We start from the raw sequence: 16,899 nt of genomic DNA, 5'->3' as shown, positions 1-16,899 counted from the left end.
GCAAGCGGTACACTTAAAACGAGAAAACCCGCCGGAGAGGCGGGTTTTCTGTCGGCTTTGCTTATTACAGTTTCATCGCCATTTTCGGGGACACTACATCAATCCCAAGGGCCTTGCCCACGGCGTAGTAGGTGAGCTTGCCTGCATGGGTGTTTAACCCGTTCATCAGGTTCTCGTCGTCCTCGCAGGCCTGCCGCCAACCCTTATCAGCGAGGGCCAGCATGTGGGGGACGGTGGCGTTCCCAAGCGCGATGGTCGAGGTCCGCGCCACTGCGCCCGGCATATTGGCCACGCAGTAATGCACAATGCCATCGACCTCATAAATCGGTTCATCATGGGTGGTCGCCTTTGAGGTCTCAAAGCAGCCGCCTTGGTCAATCGCCACATCCACCAAAACCGAACCGGGTTTCATCAGGCCAAGTTGGTCGCGGCTGATCAGTTTGGGGGCCGCAGCACCGGGAATAAGAACCGCGCCGATCACCATATCGACGCGGGGCAGCAGTTCTGCCATCGCACCCTGATCGGAATATTGCGTGGTCAAACGCCCCATAAATACATCATCCAGATAGGACAGGCGTGGAACCGAACGGTCGAGCACGGTCACATTCGCGCCCATGCCGACAGCCACACGGGCTGCTGCGGTGCCAACAACACCACCGCCGATGATCGCAACATTCGCAGGGCGCACACCGGGCACGCCGCCCAACAGAACGCCACTGCCGCCATTGGCTTTCTGCAAAGCCCACGATCCGGTTTGTGGCGCCAGACGTCCGGCGACTTCGGACATCGGGGCCAGCAATGGCAGGCCGCCGCGATTGTCGGTTACGGTTTCATAGGCAATCGCTGTCACGCCGCTATCCAGAAGATCTTGGGTCTGGGCAGGGTCGGGGGCGAGGTGTAGATAGGTGTAGAGGATTTGACCTTCGCGCAGTTGCTTGCGCTCTGCGGGTTGGGGTTCTTTAACCTTTACGACCATCTCGGCGCGGGCAAAGATTTCTTCGGCGGTGCTGACGATCTCGGCGCCGACGTTTGTGTAGGCTTCATCTGGAAAGCCGGCGCCGATACCGGCGTTGGTTTCGATGATAACGGAGTGGCCGCGGGAAATGGCCTCTAGTGCGGCGGAAGGTGTAACCCCGACGCGGTATTCCTGATTTTTGATCTCTTTCGGGCAACCGATAAGCATGGTGATCCTCCTCTGCACAGTGCTTGTTTGCCCAATTGTTATGCATTTTGTGAAACACATGCGATTCAATCTGTTGTGTTCAAAGTGGATTTTTTCGAATAATCTATCGCTAAAGTCCCTAATAGCGAAGAAAGCTTCGAAGCACGTGAAACTTGACGAAATAGACCGTCGAATCCTGACCGCCCTGCAAAAGAGCGGGCGGATGTCCAATTCCGAACTGGCCGACAAGATAAACCTCTCTGCCTCTGCCTGTCACAGACGGGTGCAGCGGCTGGAATCTGAAGGGGTGATCAAGAACTATGTGGCTATGCTCGACCCCCGTGCAGTGGGGCGGCGGACGACCGTCTTTGTCGAGATTTCGCTACAGGGGCAAGCGGACGAAACGCTTGCCGCGTTTGAGCGGGAAGTGGCGCTGGTGCCCGATGTGCTGGAGTGTCATCTGATGGCAGGCACAGCGGATTATCTGCTGAAAGTGGTGGCGGCGGACACGGATGATTACGCCCGTATTCACCGTCAGCATCTGGCGCGTTTGCCCGGTGTAGCGCAGTTGCAGTCCAGCTTTGCCCTGCGCACGGTGTTCAAGACGACAGCGCTGCCGCTTTAGCCCAGCAGATATTGCACCGCGTAAAGGGTGATCAGCCCGCTGAAGATCGCCCAAAGCGCGGATTTGCGCCACATGCCCATGCCAAAAGCCACCAGTGCTGCCAGAAGACGCGCGGGATCGGGTTCTCCGCCCGTGCCAGAGGGCCATAGGATCAGCGGCGCAATCAGTCCGGGCAGGATAGCAACGGCGGTATAGCGCAGGTGGCGCAGCGCCCACTGGGGAAGTTCGCGGTCCCCGAGCAGGCCGAGAAACGACCAGCGGATAAAGAAGGTGCCAAAGGCCATGCCCGCGATCACGATCCAAATTTGGGTTTGATCCAGAGTCATGATTTACGCCGCTCCAGCCAGAGCTCGGCCTGCGCCCCCACCACCATCGCGATGGCCGCCGCGATCAACAGGCCAAGGGAAAACGGTATCCAGCTAAGCGCCAGTGCTGCGACCACCGATGTCACAGCCGCCAGAACATGGGGCAGGGTGCGCAGCGCGGGGGCGATGATGGCGATGAAACAGATCGGCATAGCAAAATCGAGCGAGAATTCCGGCGGAATTGCTGCCCCGAAGGCCGCGCCCAGATAGGTGGAGAGGATCCAGAAGGGTGTAATCGCAAGTCCACCGCCAATGAAATAGGCGGAGCGTTGTGCAACAGTCCATTGCAGTTCAACGGGCAGGCGAACACTGGCCACCCCAAAGGTCTGGTCCACGTTGAAATAAGCCAGCAACAGCTTTGTGCGGCCCCTCGCCTTGCCCAGATAGGGCACAAGGGCGGCGGAATACATCGCCATACGCAGGTTCACCGCCAGTGCGGTTGCCAGAATAATCAGGGTCGGCGCGTGTTCTTCCAACAGGATCAGCGCCGTGAACTGCGCAGCCCCTGCAATCACCAGAACGGTCATTGTCATGGTCTGGATCAGCGACAGGCCGAGTTCGGTCGCGGCCACGCCGAACATAAGTCCGAAGGGTGCTGCAACCAAAATAAACGGGGCGCAGTCGCGATAGCCTTCCCAGAAGGCGGATTTGGATGTGGTTTGTTCTGAAGTCATGATGTTACTGTGCAACGAGTATGTGAGTTTCTTCCAAGTGGCAAATGCTAGATGATTGAAAACAGTTCAAATTATGTGATCCCACCCAACAATACAGGTGATGGATTGACCCGTGTGGTCTCTGGCCGCGACCATACGGGCGCGGTGCAGGAGATACCAGTGGTAGAAGAGCGCCCGTTGACGATTTTCCTGAACGGTCAGGAAATCGTTACGGCGATGACCATCGGGGACTATCCGGCCTATCTCGCGCTGGGGTTTCTGCGCAATCAGGGGATGCTTGCGGTCGGAGAGTCTGTGCTTGGCGTGGATTACGACGAAGAGCTGGAGACCGTGGTTGTGCGCACCGATGGCAGCACCATCTATGAAGAAAAGCTGAAGAAAAAGACCCGCACCAGCGGCTGCGCGGTGGGAACTGTCTTCGGCGATATGATGGAAGGGCTCGATCAGGTGGTGCTGCCAAAGGCAGAGCTGCGGACAAGCTGGCTTTATGCGCTGGCGCGGCAAATCAACCAAACCCCGAGCCTTTATCTTGCGGCAGGGGCGATTCACGGATCGGTGCTCTGCCGCGAAGATCGCCCGCTGGTCTATATGGAGGATGTGGGGCGTCATAATGCGGTGGATAAGATCGCCGGTTGGATGCTGTCCGAAAAGGTCGAAGGCGGCGACAAGATCATGTATACTACAGGGCGGTTGACCTCGGAAATGGTGATCAAATGTGCTTTGATGGGGATTCCGGTTCTGGTGTCGCGATCGGGTTTTACCGCTTGGGGTGTGGAAATTGCGCAGCAGGTTGGCTTGACGCTAATCGGGCGGATGCGCGGCAAACGTTTTATGTGTCTCAGCGGGGCAGACCGGATGATCTGGGATGCCGATCCCGACCATGTGGCGGAAGAGAAAGGCAAGCGGAGGTCTGGTAATGAATGAGCCGGTCGGGGTGATATTGGCAGGTGGTCTGGCGACCCGTATGGGCGGCGGCGACAAGGGGTTGATCGCACTGAACGGCGTGTCGCTGATGGGCCGCGTGCGGGTGCGGCTGCAACGCCAGCTGAGCACGGTGGTATTGAATGCGAACGGCGATCCCGAACGCTTTGACGGATTGGGCCTGCCGGTGCAGCCGGACACGGTTGCAGGCTATGCCGGACCGCTCGCCGGTGTGCTGGCGGGGATGGACTGGGCGGCCGGACAGGGTGTCAGCCATATCGTGACTGTGGCGGCGGACACGCCGTTTTTTCCGCGCGATCTGGTTGCGCGACTGCAAGGCTCTGGCAGTGATCTGGCAATGGCGGTCACACCTGATCCGGAACGGGGGATCGCGCGGCATCCAACCTTCGGGCTGTGGCCTGTGGCTGCGCGGGAAGACCTGCGCGCCGCTTTGAATGATGGTCTGCGCAAGGTGGTGCAATGGACCACACCGCGGGGCTGTGCGCAGGTGGAGTTCGCCGCGACGCCCTATGATCCGTTTTTCAACGTCAACACGCCGGAAGATCTGCAACAGGCAGAAGCGATGATTGCGGAGTTTGACCTGTGAAAGTGTTCGGGATCACGGGCTGGAAGAATACTGGCAAAACCAGCCTTGTGGAGCGGCTCGTCGCCAATTTCACTGCGCGGGGGCTGGTGGTGTCTACGGTGAAACACGCGCACCATAATTTCGATGTGGATCAAGAGGGGCGGGACAGTTACCGCCACCGCGAATCCGGTGCGCAGGAGGTTCTGCTGTGTTCCGGCACCCGCTGGGCCTTGATGCACGAATTGCGGGATGCGCCAGAACCACCCCTGCGTGAATTGCTGACCAAACTTTCGCCAGTTGATCTGGTGCTGGTTGAGGGTTTCAAGACCGAAGATCACGTTAAGCTGGAATGCCACCGGAGCGAGACCGGAAAGGCGCTGCTGGCGCCGAATGACCCGACAATCGTGGCGGTGGCAAGTGATGCTAAACCGGATGTGGCCTGTCCGCTGCTTGATCTGGATGACACCGACGAGATTGCAGATTTCATTCTTGGAAAGGTGGATTTGTGATGCAGCCGCCGCCGCTGAAAGACGATTGTTTTGCCATGCCACCCGGTGTGGACTGGACGCCGGTGGACACGGCACTGGTACAATTGCGCGACCGGCTTCACGCCGTGACGCCGGTGGAAACAGTGGCGCTGGCAGCAGCAGGCGGGCGTATTCTGGCACAGGATGTCAGCGCGAACCGGTCCAGCCCACCCTATGCAAATTCAGCCGTGGATGGCTACGGCTTGGCCCATGCCGGGCTGCCCAACGGCGAGATTTGCACATTGCCGCTGGCGCAGGGGCGTGCTGCGGCGGGAGGTCCGCTTGAAGGGAAGCTACCTGACGGACACGCGGTGCGCATCCTGACAGGGGCACGGCTTCCAGAGGCTGTGGATACCGTAGTGCTGGAGGAAGATTGCAGCGTTGAAGCGGATCGCATCGCTTTTCGCAGCGGGTTGCGGCAGGGTGCAAACACGCGCAAGGCTGGCGAGGACGTTGCCAAAGGAGCCGTGGTGCTTGCGCGGGGTAGGCGATTGCAGCCGCAGGATCTCGCCCTTCTGGCTTCGGTCGGTGTGGCCGAGGTTCCGGTCTGCCGCCGCCTGCGGGTTGCGGTTCTGTCCACTGGGGATGAGGTGCTCGACATCGCCGCCGGCCCTGCCAAAGATGCGCAGATTTATGACGCGAACCGCCCGATGTTGCTGCATGTGTTGCAGCGTTGGGGGTATGACGCGGTCGATCTTGGCCATGTTCAAGACGATCCTGCGATGGTGGAGGATGCCTTTCGGAACGGCGCTGCACAGGCGGATGCGATTATCACCAGCGGCGGAGCATCGGCAGGGGATGAGGATCACGTTTCGGCGGTTCTTAAGGCAAAGGGCGGGTTGCAAAACTGGCGTATTGCGATGAAGCCCGGACGTCCGCTAGCGCTGGCGCTTTGGGACGGGGTGCCGGTGTTCGGCCTGCCCGGAAATCCGGTGGCGGCGCTGGTCTGTACCCTGATTTTTGCCCGTCCCGCGCTCGGGGTTCTGGCGGGGGCCGGATGGCTTGCGCCGCAGGGTTTTTCTGTTCCGGCGGCGTTTGGTAAGTCCAAGAAAGCAGGACGGCGCGAATACTTGCGGGCGCGGATTCGCGATGGTCGGGCCGAGGTGTACCACTCTGAAGGTTCGGGGCGGATTTCCGGTCTAAGCTGGGCCGAGGGGCTGGTCGAACTGGGCGATGGGGCGCAGGACGTTGGGCAAGGGGATCTCGTAACCTTTTACCCCTACGGCGCATTCGGACTGTAAAAACCGTCTAAAGCTTAGTCGAAAGACCCGGCAACACGCCCCAGCAGCATAAAGGCGCGGGCGGTGCGGGTTTGGGACATTTCCAGCAGTTCATGATCTTCGGCGGTGTGTTCGAATTCAATCAGGATCTGGTCGAACTTGCGCAGGAAGTGATGGGCCGCATCACGGAACACAGGATCGTTTTTAAGCCGCGTTTTCGCAAGGGTCAGGGCCGAACGGTCGCGGATGCCCCCAAGAGCCGAGACAGTCAGACCACGCTGGCCGCTGGCAAACCGGCGCCAGACGGCGGGAAGCGGTTTGTCCGGCGTCAAATCATCCATATAGATGCCGTCTTGGGACAACAGGGTCAGCACATCCTGTGAAGCTTGCAGCAGTTTGCCAAGCTCGCGTTCTTCAAACGCACGGCGCAGCACGCGAAAACCTTCCTTGTCTTCTGCATTGTCGGGAAAATTCAGCGCTTTGATAAATTCCGATACGGTAATCGGCATGCGTTCAGGGCCGGAGGGCGTTTGCAACGGCAGGGAGGTCTGGCTGAAGTCGTCCTCTTCATTCTGCTTTTCTGCCAGCGCGGCGGCGTCGGTGCGGGGACCGGCCGGTTCGGACGGGCTGATCAGGGAAGTTGTCGTAAGATCGTTCAACCGTTTGTCGGTTTGCTGGGTCAGGGCCGCAATCTCGTTCAATTGCTCCTGCATTTTGATGCCGCGGCTTTCGTCCTCGGCGGGGCGATCGGCCAGCACGGTTCTGATCTGATCCATAGACGAACGCAGCACGTTGGTTTCCGCACGCATTCCGCGCAGGGCATTGGATACATAAGCTACGGTCCAGATCACAATCACCGGAAAGAACATCGCAATGAAGGCGATCATCAGCGTAAGAATATTGGTCGTGATTTGCGCCAGCGCACCTGGCACACCAAACACGTACAAGGCGCAGGCCAGCAACCAGAACATGGTCAAGGCAAGCGCAATCCGTGTTTCTGCGCCGCTGTTTTCAGGCGAAGCAGGGGCAGTCGAGGTATTGGTGTTGGACATGGCGCTGGCCTTCGTGACCTAAATGAACTTCACGCTCACCACTTCGTAGTTTTTGGTACCACCCGGGGTGCGCACCTCAACACTGTCACCTTCCTCTTTACCGATCAAGGCCCGCGCAATGGGGGACTTGATGTTGAGCAGATTTTTGTCGATGTCGGCTTCGCTCTCGCCCACGATCTGGTAGGTTTTCTCCTGTTCGGTGTCTTCGTCGAACAGTTCTACTGTCGCGCCAAATTTGATGGTGCCAGAGAGTTTCGAGACATCAATCACATCCGCCAGACCGATCAAGCCTTCAAGTTCCTTGATCCGGCCCTCGATGTGGCTCTGCTGTTCACGGGCCGCGTGGTATTCCGCGTTCTCTGACAGATCACCATGCTCGCGCGCCTCGGCGATTGCCCTGATGACGGCAGGACGATCCACAGACTTCAGCTGTTTCAGTTCCACTTGGGCGGCATTGTAACCGCGGGGTGTCATCGGGATTTTTTCCATTTGGCCTGTCCACTCAACTTTTCCGAAAACAGACCTTAGAATTGGAAGCCTTACACTGCAAGGGGCCATTCACCGGTTGATACGCCTGTTTTCGCGGCAAAGGCCGGTCACGGTCAATCCGCTGCGATGTTTTGTTGCTTTGAACGTGTGGTAAAGCTTTCAATATTGCTCATGCGCTGCAATGTCTTTAGAAGGGCGCAGATATTTTTTGCCCAAGGGCGCGAAAACGGGAGACCAAACTATGTCCGAGATTGAACGCGAGTCGATGCCATATGATGTTGTGATCGTCGGGGCCGGGCCTGCTGGCCTGTCCGCTGCGATCCGGGTCAAGCAACTGGATCCTGATCTGGACGTGGTTGTGTTGGAAAAAGGCTCTGAGGTTGGCGCACATATCCTGTCGGGCGCGGTTCTGGACCCTTGCGGGCTGGATGCGCTAATCCCAGACTGGAAAGAGAAGGGCGCACCGCTGAATGTGCCGGTTAAGAAAGACAACTTCCTTGTTCTGGGCGAAGCGGGAAGCGTGCGGATTCCGAACTTCCCGATGCCGCCGCTGCTGAACAACCACGGCAACTATATCGTGTCTATGGGCAACGTCTGTCGCTGGATGGCCGAACAAGCCGAAGAACTGGGCGTTGAGGTTTTCCCCGGCATGGCGTGTTCCGAAGTGGTCTACGGTGACAACGGCGAAGTTAAAGGCGTGGTCGCAGGGGAGTTCGGCTTGAACCCCGATGGCACCCAAGGCCCAAGCTATGAGCCGGGCATGGAGTTGCACGGCAAATACGTGCTGTTCTCTGAAGGGGTGCGTGGTTCCCTGTCCAAAGAGCTGATCGCGAAATACGATCTGGCCAAAGATTCCGAGCCGCAGAAATACGGTCTTGGCATGAAGGAAATCTGGGAGATTGATCCCGCCAAACATTCCGAAGGTACTGTAACCCATACAATGGGCTGGCCGCTGGGGGGCAATGCCGGGGGTGGTTCGTTCCTGTACCATGCGGAAAACAATCAAATCTTTATCGGTTTCGTGGTTCACCTGAACTACAAAAACCCGCATTTGTTCCCTTACATGGAATTCCAGCGCTTCAAGCAACACCCTGAAATCAAGGCGTTGCTGGAGGGCGGCAAGCGTGTGGCTTATGGCGCGCGTGCGATCACCGAAGGCGGCTGGCAGTCCCTGCCCAAGTTGGTGTTCCCGGGTGGTGCGCTGCTAGGGTGTTCCGCAGGAATGGTGAATGTGCCGCGCATCAAAGGCAACCACAACGCGATGCTGTCTGGCAAAGCGGCGGCTGAAGCTGCGGTTGCGGCGATCAAGGCGGGTCGTGAAAGCGACGAGCTGACAGAGTACGAAAATGACGTGCGCACTGGTCCGATTGCGACAGACCTTAAGAAAGTGCGCAATGTTAAGCCGATGTGGTCCAAATACGGTCTGATCGCTTCATTGGCGCTGGGCGGTATTGATATGTGGGCCGCAAGCCTGATGAACATCAACCCGTTCGGGACATGGAAGCACGGTAAATCCGATGCCGAAGCGACCGAGAAAGCCGACAAGCACAAGCCGATCGACTATCCCAAACCGGACGGGAAGATCAGCTTTGACCGGCTGACCAACCTCAGCTTCTCGGCCACCAACCACGCCGAGGAACAGCCGTGTCACCTTAAGCTGCTGGACCCGAGCATTCCGATTGACGTGAACCTGCCGCTTTATGCGGAACCGGCGCAACGGTATTGCCCCGCCGGAGTGTACGAGGTTCTGCGCGATGATGACGGTTCCAACCCGCGCTTCCAGATCAATGCGCAAAACTGCGTGCATTGTAAGACCTGCGATATCAAGGACCCGAGCCAGAATATCAAATGGGTCACGCCTCAAGGGGGCGAAGGGCCGAATTACCCGAATATGTAACAATGAAAACCCCGGCCAAAGCGCCGGGGTTTTTCGTTTGCGGGCCCTGCTGCATCGAAATGAGCGAAGATGTGATGACAATTCGCCGGAGTTTCATTGTCAAGCCGTGGCTCTGCGGCTAGGTTTTGGAAAACAGGCAGAGGTTGGATCACACGTGGCAGGCAAAAGCAGAAAATTCGCAATAGCATTCGGGTTTGTAGCGGCGCTCGGGGCGTCTTTGGTAATGCCCCAAACACCACAGGCCCAAGGATTGGCGGGTGCGTATCTGGCTGGAAATCAGGCCAATCGGGACAATAACTACGAACAGGCCGCGCGGTTCTATTCCGAAGCTTTGGCCCGTGATCCGGGAAACCCCTACCTTTTGCAAAACGCGCTGCTGTCTTTTGTGGCGAAAGGCGATGTGCAACGCTCCATCGCGATTGCGCGCAAGATCCAGTCTGGCCAGTTTGCCAGCCAACTCGCTGATCTGGTTGTCATGGCGCAATCCATCCGTGAAGGGGATTTTTCCGAAGCCGAGGCCATACTGGACGACAGCGCCGATATTTTCAGCCCGCTTCTGACCGGTCTGCTTTCCGGCTGGGTCGCACTTGGCGACGGGCAAATGACTGTGGCAACCAAACGCTTTGACGGTATGGCCAATCCACCTGCCATGCGGCTGTTCGGACAATATCACAAGGCACTGGCTCTCGCTGCGGTAGGGGACTTTGCCACTGCTGACAAGATACTGACCGGTGATGAAGACGGTAACCTGCGCTTGAATCGTGGCAGTCTGATCGCCCATGCACAGATCATGACCCAACTCGACCGCAAGGACGAAGCGCTTGCCCTGCTGGACGGTGCGCTGCGCGGCACTTCGGATCAGGGGGTGTCGGACCTTCGAGACCGGATCGCGGAACAGGGTGTGGTGCCTTATGATTTTATCACCGAAGCCTCCCAAGGCGCGGCAGAGGTGTTTCTGACACTCGCCAGTGTGCTGGAGCGGGAACAAGATGAACGCTACGCGCTGGTTTACGCCCGTCTGGCAGAATATCTGCGCCCGGGTTACACCGAAGCGATCCTGCTGACGGCGGAAATCCTCCAAGATCAGGATCAGTTTGAACTGGCCTCCAAGACCTATGCGCGTGTCACGCAGGATGATCCGATGTTCTTGAATGCGGAATTGGGACGGGCTGATGCGCTGGTTGAAGCGGGCAAACATGACGCTGCAATCGAAGTGTTGCGCAACATGACTCGCACCTATGGCGACGTGCCACGGGTTCATATATCCCTCGGCGACGTCCTGCGCGGGCAGGAAGAATACGCCGAGGCTGCAACAGCCTATGATACCGCTGTAGAAATGATCCCCGACCCCGCACCGAACCACTGGTTTCTGTTCTACGCGCGGGGCATTTCCTATGAACGGGAAGGCCAGTGGGAACAGGCCGAAGCCGACTTCCGCCGCGCGCTGGAGCTGAGCCCGAACCAGCCGCTGGTGCTGAACTATCTTGGCTATTCGCTGGTAGAGGCGAACCTGAAACTGGAAGAAGCGCAGGACATGATCGAGCAGGCAGTAAAGGCTCGCCCTGAGGACGGTTACATCACTGACAGTCTGGGCTGGGTGCTTTACCGGATTGGCAAATACGAAGAAGCCGTTGCACCGATGGAGCGGGCGGTTGAACTGGTGTCTAATGATCCGATCATCAATGACCATCTTGGCGATGTGTACTGGAAGGTGAACCGCAAGCGGGAAGCTGAATTCCAGTGGAGCCGCGCCCTGTCCCTAAAGCCGGAAGAAAAAGACGCATCGCGCATCCGGCGTAAGCTGGAAGTCGGACTTGATACGGTGCTGGAAGAAGAAGGCACAGCCGAGAAGACCGCCGCAGGCAATGATAATTAAGCGGGTTGCGCGGGCGAAGATCAATCTTTGCCTGCATGTGATCGGACAGCGCAGCGACGGGTATCATCTGCTCGACAGTGTGGTGGCGTTTGCCGAATACGGCGATGTGCTGACATTTGCGCCGTCAGAGTCCGTTACCCTGTCTATCAACGGGCCGTTCGGTGACGGGCTAAGCGGCACAGGCGATAATCTGATCCTCCAAGCCGCACGTTGTTTCGATCGTAAAAACGGGCAGGGTGCTGCGATTCATCTGGAGAAAAACCTGCCGGTTGCATCAGGGATCGGCGGCGGGTCTGCGGATGCGGCGGCTGCATTGGTCGGCCTGTCCGAACTCTGGGAATTGCCGCTGCCGGATCCGGAAAAACAACTGGCGCTGGGCGCAGATGTGCCGATCTGCGTGGCCGGACAACCCTTACGGATGCGCGGCATCGGAGAGGTAATAGAGCCGCTGGAGTTGGATCAGGACCACCCTATGGTTCTGGTTAATCCAAATGTATCGGTCGCGACTCCGAAAATCTTTAAGGCGCTGAACAATAAAGATAACCCAGCTGTGATTGACGGTCCGCAGACGGGTTGGATCGACTGGCTGGCCAAGCAGCGCAACGATCTGCAAGCGCCTGCCATTGCCCATTCACCGGTGATCGCAAACGTTTTGCAGGCGCTGAAGCAAACCGCCCCGATGCTGTCTCGGATGTCCGGTTCGGGCGCCACCTGCTTTGGGCTCTATCAAACCGACAATGCCGCGCAAGAGGCCGCTTTGCGCCTGTCCGCCCGTCACCCTGACTGGTGGATTCAGACCACGCGGCTGACCACGTAGTCTGACAAATCCATCAGCAGATTGCGCAGATCGCTTTCGGGCAAAGCCTCTAGCGCGGTGCGAGCTTTCCCTGCCCATTCCAACGCATCCTGACGGGTCTCTTCCATCGCGTTGTGCTTTTCCAGAAGGGCCATCGCCTGTTCCAGATCGCCGTCCTGCTGGTCGCCCTTTTCAATGGTGCGCTTCCAGAAATCTCGCTCCGTCGTGTCGGCCTTGGCGATCGCTTTAATCACAGGAAGGGTCAGTTTTCGTTCGCGGAAATCATCTCCTGTGTTCTTGCCCAGACTGGCCGCAGCCCCGCCGTAATCCAGCAGGTCATCGACGATCTGAAAACTGATCCCAAGCGCATCGCCATAATCGTAAAGCGCCTGCGTAACGGTCTCATCTGCCTGTGCAATCACGCCGCCCACTTGGGTCGCGGCAGAAAACAGCGCAGCAGTTTTGCCCCGCACCACTTGCAGATAAATCGCTTCATCGGTGGCCAGATTGCTCGCGGCGGTCAGTTGCAGAACCTCGCCCTCGGCAATGGTGGCGGAAGCGTTGGCCAGAATGTCCAGAACCCGTAGGTTGCCGGTTTCGACCATCAACTGGAACGAGCGGGAAAACAAGTAATCCCCCACAAGAACCGAGGATTTGTTGTCCCAAAGCAGGTTCGCTGTCGGACGCCCGCGCCGTTTGGCGCTTTCGTCGACCACATCGTCATGCAGCAGGGTTGCGGTGTGGATGAACTCCACCGTGGCAGCCAGATGCACGTGATAGGGGCCGTCATAACCGCACAACCGCGCCGCCGCGAGTGTGAGCATCGGGCGCAACCGCTTGCCGCCAGCCTCAACCAGATGGGCGGTCACTTCGGGGATGCGCGGCGCATGTTTAGAGGCCATGCGGGTGCGGATCTGGTCATTCACCAGCGCCATATCATCGGCCAACACAGCCGCAAGTTGTTCATGTGGTTTAAGGGGGCTTGCGTTGTTCACCGTTTATTCATTCCCTTTGGCTCGACATCCCATAGCGAAAGGCCGTATGCCATTGCCATGAAAGAATTGTTGCGCACGAACGACCCGACCATTGTGGCCTTTACCCACGCATTGTTGCGTGCCGAGGATATAGAGTGCTTTGATCTCGACGTCCATATGAGCATATTAGAAGGCTCCATTGGTGTGATGCCAAGGCGTGTTATGGTCGCGGATGAACACTATTTTCGCGCACGCGCCATCCTGAAGGACAATGATATTGAAATGCCGGACAGGTCATGACCGGATCCGGGTCTTCGGTCAGTTTGGATGGATTTCTGGGAGGGCGTCTGCAAATCCGCCAGCCGCAAACCGGATACCGTGCGGCGACTGATCCGGTGTTTCTGGCCGCTTGGGTCCCTGCAAAACGCGGGGACAAGGTGCTTGAACTCGGCTGCGGCGTTGGTGTTGCGAGCTTGTGTCTCGGGGCGCGGATCGCAGGGCTTTCGCAGACCGGACTGGAACTGCAAGCGGATTACGCTGCGCTGGCGCTTCAAAATGCTGAAAATAACGAGATTCCCCTAGAGGTTGTGCAGGGGGATCTGATAAAAATGCCTGCCAGCCTGAAGGAAAAAAGCTTTGATCACGTGCTGGCCAACCCGCCGTTTTTTCCCGAAGGCAGTGTTAGCAAACCAAAGGACGGCGGAAAATCTCTGGCTTTCGTCAATGAAAACAATACAGCGGTGTGGATCGACGCAGGGCTGCGCCGCTTGCGGGCAGGCGGTGTGTTCACCATGATCCACCTGAGCGAACAGCTCGGAGAGATCCTATCAGCGCTTGCGGGGCGGGCGGGCAATGTCGAAATCCTCCCTATATCTGCCCGCAAGGACAAGCCTGCGAAAAGGGTTCTGGTGCGCGCGACCAAATCTGCGCGGGGCCCATTGCGGTTGCTATCCCCTTTTGTCGTCCATTCAGGAGCCGAACACGTGCAGGGAAAACCGGACTATAGTCCCGAAGCAGAAGGCATTCTGCGCCACGGAAAAGGGTTTGCGCAGAGTTGATTCGCAGAGCCGGAGGGCGGTTTATACCGGATAGCAATAATCTGCCGGATCAGATGATATGTATACTTTTGCACCTCTGACCCCGTTCTGCGCTGGCTATGTCAGCCGAAACATTGGAATTTTATACTCAACTATAGATGGTGATCGCGCTGCGACCGTTAGCGGGCATTTGCTATATTCGAATTCGACGAAACAATTTGATGACAGACAGGAAAACTTGTGCTGCTATGGGGGTGCTAAACCAAAACGGAGGTGTACCATGAGCATGAGTTCCCATATTTCCGAACTCAAACGAAAACACGAAGAGCTCTCCCAAAGAGTCGAAACGTTTCAGCGGCGACCCGGAACAGACGATCTGGAGATCGCGAGCCTCAAAAAAGAAAAGCTCCGTCTAAAAGAAGAAATCACACGCCTGTCAAACTGATCAGGTACAAAAGAAAAGGGCCGCTTCATCAAGCGGCCCTTTTTGTTCGCCCATACTAAAGGGGCGTCAAGTCATATACTGGCCGCCATTGGCTGTCAGGGTCGATCCGGTCACAAATCCCGCATCGTCAGACGCAAGGAATGCCACACAACGGGCAATGTCTTCGGGTTCTCCCAATCGTCCAACCGGAATGGTGGATATGATGCTGTCACGAACTTTTTCGGGAACGGCCATAACCATATCGGTCGCCACGTAGCCCGGACAAATCACGTTCACGGTGATGCCGGCACGCGCGCCTTCCTGTGCTAGTGCCTTTGTGAAACCGATGTCACCTGCCTTGGCTGCGGAATAGTTGGCTTGGGCAAACTGGCCTTTCTGCCCGTTGATCGAAGAGATGTTGATAATGCGCCCAAACTTGCGTTCGCGCATGCCGTTCCACAGCGGGTGGGTCATGTTGAAGACGCCGGACAGGTTTGTGTCCATCACTTCGGACCATTGTTCGCGGGTCATCTTGTGGAAAGGCGCGTCCCGCGTGATGCCAGCGTTGTTCACCAGAATGTCGATTGGTCCCAGATCCGCTTCGACTTTGGCAACGCCTTCGACGCATTCGTCATAGTCTGCAACAGACCATTTATAAGTTGGAATGCCGGTTTCTTCTGTGAAGGCGGCCGCAGCCTCTTCATTGCCTGCAAAGCTTGCCGCCACGGAATAACCTTCCGCTTTTAGGTGTTTTGCAATGGCCGCGCCAATGCCGCGCGACCCCCCAGTGACCAATGCAACTCGTGCCATTATTTGTCTCTCCCTGACTTGTATTAAGGCCCCGCGATTGCGCGGGGCCGTTGGTTTATGAACGCTCCACGCACATGGCAACGCCCATACCGCCGCCGATGCACAGGGTCGCCAAACCCCGTTTTGCATCGCGTCGTTTCATTTCGAACAGCAGTGTATTCAATACGCGGCAGCCCGAAGCGCCGATCGGGTGCCCGATAGCTATTGCGCCGCCGTTTACGTTAACGATGGCTGGATCCCAGCCCATGTCCTTGTTCACAGCACAGGCCTGCGCTGCGAAAGCCTCGTTCGCTTCAACCAGATCGAGATCGGAAACGCTCCAACCTGCTTTGTCGAGCGCCTTGCGGGACGCGTAGACAGGACCGACGCCCATGATGGCAGGGTCAAGACCGGCCGTTGCATAGGACACAATGCGCGCGAGAGGCTCGATCCCGCGGCGTTCCGCTTCGTCGGCTGACATCAACAGTGTCGCCGCCGCGCCGTCATTCAAACCGGAGGCATTGGCTGCCGTGACGGATCCTTCACGATCAAAAGCAGGACGCAGTTTTTGCATCGCATCCATCGTTGCACCATGGCGGATGTATTCATCGGCATCGACAGTGGTTTCCCCTTTGCGGGTTTTTACAACAAACGGGGTTATTTCGTCCTCAAACTTACCAGCTTTCTGGGCGGCTTCGGCCTTGTTTTGGGAAGCCACGGCGAACTCATCCTGCATATCGCGACTAATCTGCCATTGATTCGCAACATTCTCGGCGGTGTTCCCCATGTGATAGCCGTTGAACGCATCCCACAGTCCGTCTTTGATCATGGAATCAACAAATTTCATATCGCCCATTTTTTGACCGGCACGCAGGTTCGCTACATGAGGGGAGAGAGACATGCTTTCTTGACCGCCAGCAATTACAATGCCCGCATCACCAAGCTGGATATGCTGCGCCGCAAGAGCAACTGCGCGCAGGCCGGAACCACATACCTGATTGATGCCCCATGCTGCAGATTCCTGCGGCAAACCGGCATTGATATGGGCCTGACGGGCCGGATTTTGACCCTGACCAGCAGTTAAAACCTGCCCGAGAATGGTTTCGGATACGTCGGCAGCATCGACGCCGGCCCGTTCTAGTACGGCCTTAATCACTGTCGCGCCTAAATCATGGGCAGGTGTGTTCGCAAAACTGCCCAGAAAAGAGCCGACAGCCGTACGGGCGGCAGATGCAATTACTACGTTGGTCATTGTGTTTCCTCTTATAAAACGCTCGGCAACAGGTCGCGGAGCCGGTTTCATTCGTGTTGATACAGGCTTTTGGTCCTGTTGTGTTAATCAATTGGTAGAAACCGAGGGTCGTTCACGCAAGAGGAATCATGTCGCATTGTCCCAGACGCTTCGGGCGCTTGCGGGTGAATTTTACAAAACGCAACGGCACACCCACATTCGTTGGGGATGTGTTGTTCAAATTTCTAAGGTTG

General features: G+C 57.4%; 19 protein-coding genes. 11 read left to right on the top strand and 8 right to left on the bottom strand.

Features of this window, described 5'->3' with window-relative positions:
* Nucleotides 1–64: 64 nt before the first annotated feature.
* Nucleotides 65–1,183, bottom strand: coding sequence for an alanine dehydrogenase (gene ald / locus IEX10_RS08000; protein WP_188673083.1), 1,119 nt, complete (start codon nucleotides 1,181–1,183; stop codon nucleotides 65–67).
* A 145-nt stretch (nucleotides 1,184–1,328) separates the two neighbouring features.
* On the opposite strand from ald, the gene IEX10_RS07995 reads away from it, so the two are divergent.
* Nucleotides 1,329–1,787 carry an Lrp/AsnC family transcriptional regulator gene (locus IEX10_RS07995; RefSeq protein WP_188673081.1) on the top strand — a complete coding sequence of 153 codons (459 nt, stop codon included), beginning with the start codon at nucleotides 1,329–1,331 and terminating at the stop codon, nucleotides 1,785–1,787.
* Here IEX10_RS07995 and IEX10_RS07990 read toward each other — a convergent pair.
* Complete coding sequence (locus tag IEX10_RS07990; protein WP_188673077.1) at nucleotides 1,784–2,113, bottom strand: AzlD domain-containing protein; 330 nt, start codon at nucleotides 2,111–2,113, stop codon at nucleotides 1,784–1,786. The two genes, IEX10_RS07995 and IEX10_RS07990, sit on opposite strands and share 4 nt — an antisense overlap.
* The gene (locus tag IEX10_RS07985; protein WP_188673070.1) at nucleotides 2,110–2,826 is read right to left on the bottom strand and encodes an AzlC family ABC transporter permease; all 717 of its coding nucleotides are present in this window, start codon (nucleotides 2,824–2,826) and stop codon (nucleotides 2,110–2,112) included. The genes IEX10_RS07990 and IEX10_RS07985 overlap by 4 nt, the downstream gene beginning before the upstream one ends.
* Before the next feature lie 51 nt (nucleotides 2,827–2,877).
* Between IEX10_RS07985 and IEX10_RS07980 the strand changes: the two genes are divergently transcribed.
* From IEX10_RS07980 to IEX10_RS07965, 4 genes are read left to right on the top strand one after another with little or no spacing between them, the layout of a single operon-like run.
* Nucleotides 2,878–3,750, top strand: a complete 873-nt coding sequence (locus tag IEX10_RS07980) for a formate dehydrogenase accessory sulfurtransferase FdhD (protein WP_188673067.1) — start codon at nucleotides 2,878–2,880, stop codon at nucleotides 3,748–3,750.
* Nucleotides 3,743–4,354: a molybdenum cofactor guanylyltransferase MobA gene (mobA, locus tag IEX10_RS07975; RefSeq protein WP_188673064.1), complete on the top strand. Its 612-nt coding sequence runs from the start codon at nucleotides 3,743–3,745 to the stop codon at nucleotides 4,352–4,354. Before IEX10_RS07980 ends, mobA begins: the two co-directional genes overlap by 8 nt.
* Nucleotides 4,351–4,842, top strand: coding sequence for a molybdopterin-guanine dinucleotide biosynthesis protein B (gene mobB, locus IEX10_RS07970; RefSeq protein WP_188673062.1), 492 nt, complete (start codon nucleotides 4,351–4,353; stop codon nucleotides 4,840–4,842). The genes mobA and mobB overlap by 4 nt, the downstream gene beginning before the upstream one ends.
* Nucleotides 4,842–6,101, top strand: a complete 1,260-nt coding sequence (locus tag IEX10_RS07965) for a molybdopterin-binding protein (RefSeq protein ID WP_188673059.1) — start codon at nucleotides 4,842–4,844, stop codon at nucleotides 6,099–6,101. Before mobB ends, IEX10_RS07965 begins: the two co-directional genes overlap by 1 nt.
* Before the next feature lie 14 nt (nucleotides 6,102–6,115).
* Here the strand turns inward: IEX10_RS07965 and IEX10_RS07960 are convergent, their stop codons facing one another.
* Together IEX10_RS07960 and greA are read right to left on the bottom strand one after the other, a co-directional pair.
* Nucleotides 6,116–7,132 (bottom strand): hypothetical protein, encoded by a 1,017-nt coding sequence (locus tag IEX10_RS07960; RefSeq protein WP_188673056.1) that lies wholly within the window; start codon nucleotides 7,130–7,132, stop codon nucleotides 6,116–6,118.
* A gap of 18 nt (nucleotides 7,133–7,150) precedes the next feature.
* Nucleotides 7,151–7,621: a transcription elongation factor GreA gene (gene greA / locus IEX10_RS07955; protein ID WP_188673053.1), complete on the bottom strand. Its 471-nt coding sequence runs from the start codon at nucleotides 7,619–7,621 to the stop codon at nucleotides 7,151–7,153.
* A gap of 241 nt (nucleotides 7,622–7,862) precedes the next feature.
* On the opposite strand from greA, the gene IEX10_RS07950 reads away from it, so the two are divergent.
* The 3 genes from IEX10_RS07950 to IEX10_RS07940 all read left to right on the top strand — a co-directional run bounded on the left by IEX10_RS07950 (nucleotide 7,863) and on the right by IEX10_RS07940 (nucleotide 12,211).
* On the top strand, nucleotides 7,863–9,518 hold the full coding sequence (locus tag IEX10_RS07950) for an electron transfer flavoprotein-ubiquinone oxidoreductase (protein ID WP_188673050.1): 1,656 nt from the start codon (nucleotides 7,863–7,865) through the stop codon (nucleotides 9,516–9,518).
* Nucleotides 9,519–9,672: 154 nt separating this feature from the next.
* A complete protein-coding gene (locus IEX10_RS07945; protein ID WP_229678471.1) occupies nucleotides 9,673–11,394 on the top strand; it encodes a tetratricopeptide repeat protein in 1,722 nt (573 codons plus the stop codon).
* A complete protein-coding gene (locus IEX10_RS07940; protein WP_188674639.1) occupies nucleotides 11,387–12,211 on the top strand; it encodes a 4-(cytidine 5'-diphospho)-2-C-methyl-D-erythritol kinase in 825 nt (274 codons plus the stop codon). Before IEX10_RS07945 ends, IEX10_RS07940 begins: the two co-directional genes overlap by 8 nt.
* Here IEX10_RS07940 and IEX10_RS07935 read toward each other — a convergent pair.
* On the bottom strand, nucleotides 12,187–13,125 hold the full coding sequence (locus tag IEX10_RS07935) for a polyprenyl synthetase family protein (protein WP_188674642.1): 939 nt from the start codon (nucleotides 13,123–13,125) through the stop codon (nucleotides 12,187–12,189). The two genes, IEX10_RS07940 and IEX10_RS07935, sit on opposite strands and share 25 nt — an antisense overlap.
* Nucleotides 13,126–13,242: 117 nt before the next feature.
* Between IEX10_RS07935 and IEX10_RS07930 the strand changes: the two genes are divergently transcribed.
* From IEX10_RS07930 to IEX10_RS07920, 3 genes are all read left to right on the top strand, one after another.
* Nucleotides 13,243–13,464, top strand: a complete 222-nt coding sequence (locus tag IEX10_RS07930; protein ID WP_188673048.1) for a putative signal transducing protein — start codon at nucleotides 13,243–13,245, stop codon at nucleotides 13,462–13,464.
* Complete coding sequence (locus IEX10_RS07925) at nucleotides 13,461–14,222, top strand: tRNA1(Val) (adenine(37)-N6)-methyltransferase (RefSeq protein ID WP_188673045.1); 762 nt, start codon at nucleotides 13,461–13,463, stop codon at nucleotides 14,220–14,222. The genes IEX10_RS07930 and IEX10_RS07925 overlap by 4 nt, the downstream gene beginning before the upstream one ends.
* Nucleotides 14,223–14,481: 259 nt before the next feature.
* Entirely contained in the window at nucleotides 14,482–14,646 is a 165-nt protein-coding gene (locus tag IEX10_RS07920) for a YdcH family protein (RefSeq protein ID WP_188673043.1), read from the top strand.
* A 66-nt stretch (nucleotides 14,647–14,712) separates the two neighbouring features.
* Here IEX10_RS07920 and IEX10_RS07915 read toward each other — a convergent pair whose 3' ends face one another.
* Together IEX10_RS07915 and IEX10_RS07910 are read right to left on the bottom strand one after the other, a co-directional pair.
* On the bottom strand, nucleotides 14,713–15,435 hold the full coding sequence (locus IEX10_RS07915; RefSeq protein WP_188673039.1) for a beta-ketoacyl-ACP reductase: 723 nt from the start codon (nucleotides 15,433–15,435) through the stop codon (nucleotides 14,713–14,715).
* Between the two features lie 55 nt (nucleotides 15,436–15,490).
* Complete coding sequence (locus IEX10_RS07910) at nucleotides 15,491–16,666, bottom strand: acetyl-CoA C-acetyltransferase (RefSeq protein ID WP_188673035.1); 1,176 nt, start codon at nucleotides 16,664–16,666, stop codon at nucleotides 15,491–15,493.
* Between the last annotated feature and the right edge of the window lie 233 nt (nucleotides 16,667–16,899).

It is taken from the genome of Neptunicoccus cionae, from assembly GCF_014643735.1.
Taxonomy (GTDB): domain Bacteria; phylum Pseudomonadota; class Alphaproteobacteria; order Rhodobacterales; family Rhodobacteraceae; genus Amylibacter; species Amylibacter cionae.
Note: the sequence above shows the minus strand (reverse complement) of the source record. Positions and strands in the feature narration are given on the sequence as shown.